The organism is Candidatus Electronema sp. TJ (assembly GCF_048287355.1).
Lineage (GTDB): Bacteria > Desulfobacterota > Desulfobulbia > Desulfobulbales > Desulfobulbaceae > Electronema.
Genome location: NZ_JBLWEP010000113.1, coordinates 1 through 5,428, shown reverse-complemented (window position 1 = coordinate 5,428; position 5,428 = coordinate 1). Strand labels below are relative to the sequence as shown.

Sequence of the window (5,428 nt, the reverse complement as noted above, 5' to 3'; positions counted from 1 at the left end):
TGCACCTGCTTGGCCTTGGTGGACTTGGCCTTGAAGCGGGTGATAAACTGCTCGGTCTGGCGGATCATGGCCTGCTGGTTGTCGTACGAGGCGCGCTCCATTTCCATGCGCAGGGCCTTCTCCTCCAGATATTTTGAGTAGTTGCCTTTATAGACCGTCAACCTGCCCAGACTCAGCTCCCAAGTCTTCGTTGTCACCCGGTCGAGGAACGAACGGTCATGGGAGATGATCATCATCGCCCCTTGATACTGCTGAAGGAATTCCTCCATCCAGGTCAGCGAGTCGAGATCAAGGTGGTTGGTCGGCTCGTCAAGGAGCAGCAAGGCGGGTTGGCGCAAAAGCAGCTTGGCCAAAAGCAGGCGCATGATCCAGCCGCCGGAGAACTCTTTCACCTCCCGGTCCAAATCCGCTTTGACAAAGCCAAGGCCGAAGAGGATGCGCTCAATCTGCGGGCGGATGCGGAAGACATCGTGGCCTTCGAGCAAATGCTGCAATTCGCCTTGGCGTTCAATCAGCGCGTCCAGCTCTGGGTCGTGCTGATCAATCCCGGCCATGCGCTGACTGATCTCCTCAAACTCGCGCTGATGCTGCAAGGCTTCATCAAAGGCACTTTCCGCCTCTTCGTATAGGCTGCGGCTGCCTAGCTCGATGGTGATTTCCTGCGGCAGATAGGCCACCGTAAACCACGAAGCGCGGCTGATCACGCCGGGATCGGTCTCAATCTCCTTGCAGATGATCTTCATCAAGGTGGATTTGCCCGTGCCATTGACACCGCTTAAACCGATGCGGTCGTTGACATGAATCTGGGCGGAAACATCGCGGAATAAATGCTTGGGGCCGTGCTGAAGGCTGAGATTGCTGATGGTGAGCATGGGGGAAAGCAGGTTGCAGGCGGTCAGGCCAGTTGTTGTCTTAAGAAGTTTCTGTCCCGGAGAAGATAATCTGGACAGGACAAAATTTCAATCACGAGGCCAAGCAGGCGGAAGGAACTCCGACGCGGTCGTTGCACAGCACAGAGCTGCGCCTGACTCGCCGGGAAAATAGGATTTGCGGCAAGATCTCCTGTCACAGGGCAGCGTTGTCAGCCAGCTTGCTGCTGCGGCAGCAACAGTCCCGCGCCAAACAATGTCTGGCCTGCATTGACGGGTTATGCCAGACTATCTTTCCACAAAACCCCAGTAGGGATAATCCAGCTGATAGCTGGCGATGAGGCCCGGACTGCGCTCGCGGCTGGCCACCAGCCAGAGATCATTGCGGCGCAGCTCAGCAGGCTCGCGGTTGAAGGGATCCCACTGCGGCAGCAGCACCATCGCATTGTCGGCGGAATATTCGATGTCGCCAGAGCCTTTGAAGGCACCAAGCTGCGGCTGCGGATCGTATTTTCCGTCCTCGCGGCGGGTCAGCTCGGAGACGACAAGGAAAGAGGCGTTGAACTCGTCACGGAGCGCCTCCAGATGGCGCAGCCAAGCATCAATGCCGGTGCGCCGCTCGGAGAAATCTTTGAAAGGCAGCTTGTGCAGGCTGTCAATCACCACCATGATGCAGTCAGAGTTGCACTCATGACGGAGAAAATCAATATGGCTGCGCATCAGCTCCGGGGTCAGCCTGCGGTCTGTCACCACCCGCAGCCAAGGCAGGAGCTTCTGCAGCTCGGCCTTGGCGGCCTTCAATCTGCCTGTCTCTTCCTCATTCAGCTCGCCGTAGCGAATCTGGTCCACAGACAGCTTGCTCAGGCGGCTGAAGGTGCGCTGATAGATCTTCTGGCGGCCATTTTCGAAATCGTAATAGATCACCGGGACCTTGCGCCGGGCCATTTCGCTGGCGATCTGGATGAAGAAGCAGGATTTGCCCGCCTTGGGCAGACCGCCCATGATGCTGATCCCATGCAGTCCGCCCAGCACTTTGTCCAGCTTGGGAAATCCGGAGCGCATGGCTGCGCTGCTGTCGCCGGCCTCGCGCCGGAGCTGCTCTTCAAAATGGAGGAATTCCCGCTCCGGCGAGCTGAAGGGCGAAAAAGACTTCGCCTCCTTGATCAGGCTGAAGACAGCTCTCTGAAAGTCGTTGCCCAGCTCGGCGGCCATTTTTGTCAGGCAGTATTGTTTGGGCGCGGAGTCCGGCCAGCGGATCATCCGCACCTTGAAGCCCAGCCGCCCGGCGAAGTCCCGCGCCGCTGTCTCCGACTCCGGGTTTTTATTGACGCAGACAAAGATGATCTTCACCCACGCCAGCCGCTCTGTCTCCAGATGAACGAAATCAGCCGCTGAAGCCAAGGCGATGCCGGGCAGGCCGAGCTGGCGCAGAGCGAGCAGATTGTCCTCGCCTTCCACGATGACCAAGCTGCCGTTCTCGCAGCGCATGATCTCCGGCTTGTTGAAGATGCGGAAACTCGGCGCGGAGAACTCCTCATTGCCGTGCCAGAAAAAGTCGTCAGGCCGGTCAGGATGAACACAGCGGGCAGCGTAGCAATTGCCGTCTTCCTGAACATACGGATAAACCAGATAGCGGCCGTTGAAGCCGATGCGCATCTCTTCCAGCACCGCCTTGGAAATGCCTTGGCTGGCAAAGCGGATGAAGAGGTCGGCGGTCATCTTCTCCATGAAGCTGACCACGTCGGTGTTGATGTTCTTGGGCGGATAATTGATTTTGACCGCCATGTAGTCGCGGTCAGGGTCGAAGCCAGGCGCGAGGTTCAGGCTGAGGCGGCTCTGGCGGGCGAAATGCAGCGGGAAGCCGCCGGGCGCGCAGCGGTGCAGGCAGCGGCTGTAGCCATGAAAGGCACTTTCTGGATTGATCGCCACGGCCATCAGCCTCGGCGTGGCTCCGCTCTTGCCCTGCTCGCGGCAGAAAGGGCAAGGAGCAGTGAGGTAGCTGTTTTTCAGCTTCGCGCCGGGCAGGTGCTTGGTGTAAAACGCAGCAACCGGATCAGGGCGGCTCATGGCGTTCTCCTGAAGAAAGGGTCAGAGCAGGCCGCGCAGGGCGGCGGCAAGCTCCGGCTCGCGGAAGATATAGCCGGACTCCAGCAGTTTGTCTGGCCTGACCTTCGCGCTGGCAAGGAGCAGCTCTTTGGCCATGTCGCCGAAGAGCGCTTCCAGCAGACAGCGCGGCGCAGGCAGCAGAGCAGGGCGGCAAAGGGCTTTGGCCAGTATTCGGGTGAAGTCGCGGTTGGTGACAGGAAAGGGCGAGGTCAGGTTGACCGGGCCGGACAGCTCCTCATGCGCAAAGATGTGCCTGATGACAGAGGGCAGCTCGTTCAGGCTGATCCAGCTCATCCATTGCCTGCCGCTGCCCATCATTCCGCCCATGCCCAGCTTGAACGGCGGCAGCATCTTTGCCAGCGCTCCGCCAGCCGGACTGAGAACAATGCCGAAGCGGGCATTGACCGTGCGGATGCCTGCCTTTGCCGCAGGCTGCAAGGCCGCTTCCCAATCCTGCGCCACCTCGGCGAGAAAGCCCTTGCCTGCTGCGCTGGCTTCGGTCAGCTCCTCATTGCCCCGGTCACCGTAATAGCCGACCGCTGAGGCACCAATAATCACCTTCGGCTTCCGTGCCGCAGCGGCGAAGAATTCGGCCAGCAGTCTGGTGCCGTCCACGCGGCTCCGCCGGATGCGCTCTTTGCGCTCGGCTGTCCAGCTGCCTATGGAGATGTTTTCCCCGGCCAGATGGATGACCGCGTCAATGTTCTGCTGCTGCGGCAGAGTGACTGCCCGCCGCTCGATGTCCCAGAAGGCCGGAGCGGACGGATCGCGGCTCAAAGCGGTGATCGCATGCCCCTGCTTGCCCAAAGATCGTGTCAGCTCCCGGCCCACAAGGCCGGACGCGCCGGAGATGAGAATATTCATGACGGCTGGTGAGGCGGCGGATGAGAAGAAACGGCGCATGGACGCTTGACTGCTGCTCATCACACTGTACTGCGCAGCCCGCTGTTCTGTCAACAGCAGCAAGGACAGCGTCGGCCGCACGTTGTATCTGTCACAAGAGGCGGTTGCTCCATGTTCTTGGCCAAAGAGAACAGCGTTCCGGCCTCCAGCTGTTCAGTCTGCTTGCCCCGCAGCCTCTGCCAGCCTTTTCCGCAGCTCCTCCCGGCCTTGTCCGGTCTGGGAGGAGAAAAGCAGCCGTTCCGCAGGACGGATGTTCAATGCCGCGTCCAAGGCTGCGGCCTGCTTGGCCTGTTCGTTGTTGGAAAGCTTGTCCGCTTTCGTGTAAACAATCAGAAAAGGCTTGCCATTCGATGCCAGCCAGTCAACCATCTCGCGGTCAAGCTGCTTCAGCTCATGGCGGATGTCAATGATCACCACCACGCACACCAAGGCCGTCCGGCTGATAATGTAGCCGCTGATCAAATCCTGCCATGCCTCGCGGGTCTTCTGATCTTTGCGGGCGAAACCGTAGCCCGGCAGGTCAACGAGATGCAGTCCGCCTTCCACCTTGAAGAAGTTCAGACTCTCGGTCTTGCCCGGCTTGGAGCTGGTCTTGACCAAGTTTTTCCGGTTCACAAGGGTGTTGATCAGGCTTGATTTGCCGACATTCGAGCGGCCCGCGAAGGCGATTTCCGGGACAAGCTGCCCCGGCAGCCTGCGCAGGTCATACACCGAATCAACGAAGGCGACTTTGCTGAACTCGATCATCATATCACTTTGTTCAGCGAATACTCGATGATCCCCTGCGCGCCAAGTTTTTTCAGCTTTGGGATCAGATCGCGCACCTGATGCTCGGAGATGACCGTCTCCACCGAGAACCACGGCTGCTTGTGCAGGCGGGCGACTGTGGGCGCGGTGACGCTGGGCAGAATCGCCAGCACCGCGTCAAAGCCTTCTTCAGGCACGTTCATCTTCAAGCCGACGATTTTATCCGCCCGCAGAGATCCTTGCAGCAACATGGCGATGTGCTCTATCTTCTCCTTTTTCCACGGATCAGACAAGGCCTTTCTGCCCGCGATCAGCTGGGTGTTGGACTGCATCAGCTCGTGGATGACCCGCAGGCCGTGCGCCCGGATCGTCGCTTCGGTCTCGGTCACTTCAACTATCGCATCTGCCAGCCCGGAGACCGCTTTGGCCTCAGTCGCGCCCCAGGAAAAGGAAATATCCACCTTCAGGCCGCGTCCTTCAAAGAAACTGCGGGTGACATTGACCAATTCCGTGGCGATTTTCTTGCCGTTCAAGTCCTCAACCTTGGTGATGGGCGAATCTCCAGGCACGGCAATGACCCAGCGGGTTGGTTTGCGGCTGACTTTGGAATAGACCAAGTCTTCAATCACCACAATGTCAGAACCATTCTCCAGCGTCCAGTCTTTACCGGTGATTCCTGCGTCAAGCATCCCGTCTTCCACGTAGCGGGACATCTCCTGCGGGCGGCAGATGTAGATGGACAGCTCCGGGTCATCCACTTCCGGGAAATAATTGCGGGAAGTCATGCTGATCTTCCAGCCCGC

General features: G+C 59.1%; 5 protein-coding genes. All 5 read right to left on the bottom strand.

The window, feature by feature from the left end; translation table 11 throughout:
- A partial coding sequence (locus ACNKID_RS08810; protein WP_417913065.1) for an ABC-F family ATP-binding cassette domain-containing protein occupies positions 1–872 on the bottom strand: 872 nt, incomplete at its 3' end.
- 285 nt (positions 873–1,157) lie between these two features.
- Positions 1,158–2,936, bottom strand: coding sequence for a DnaB-like helicase C-terminal domain-containing protein (locus ACNKID_RS08805; RefSeq protein WP_417913064.1), 1,779 nt, complete (start codon positions 2,934–2,936; stop codon positions 1,158–1,160).
- Positions 2,937–2,957: 21 nt separating this feature from the next.
- Positions 2,958–3,899 (bottom strand): TIGR01777 family oxidoreductase, encoded by a 942-nt coding sequence (locus tag ACNKID_RS08800; RefSeq protein WP_417913063.1) that lies wholly within the window; start codon positions 3,897–3,899, stop codon positions 2,958–2,960.
- Positions 3,900–4,031: 132 nt separating this feature from the next.
- Positions 4,032–4,628 carry a ribosome biogenesis GTP-binding protein YihA/YsxC gene (gene yihA / locus ACNKID_RS08795; protein WP_417913062.1) on the bottom strand — a complete coding sequence of 199 codons (597 nt, stop codon included), beginning with the start codon at positions 4,626–4,628 and terminating at the stop codon, positions 4,032–4,034.
- The coding region (gene hisG / locus ACNKID_RS08790) for an ATP phosphoribosyltransferase (RefSeq protein ID WP_417913061.1) at positions 4,625–5,428 on the bottom strand (804 nt) is incomplete at its 5' end. The genes hisG and yihA, both read right to left, overlap by 4 nt.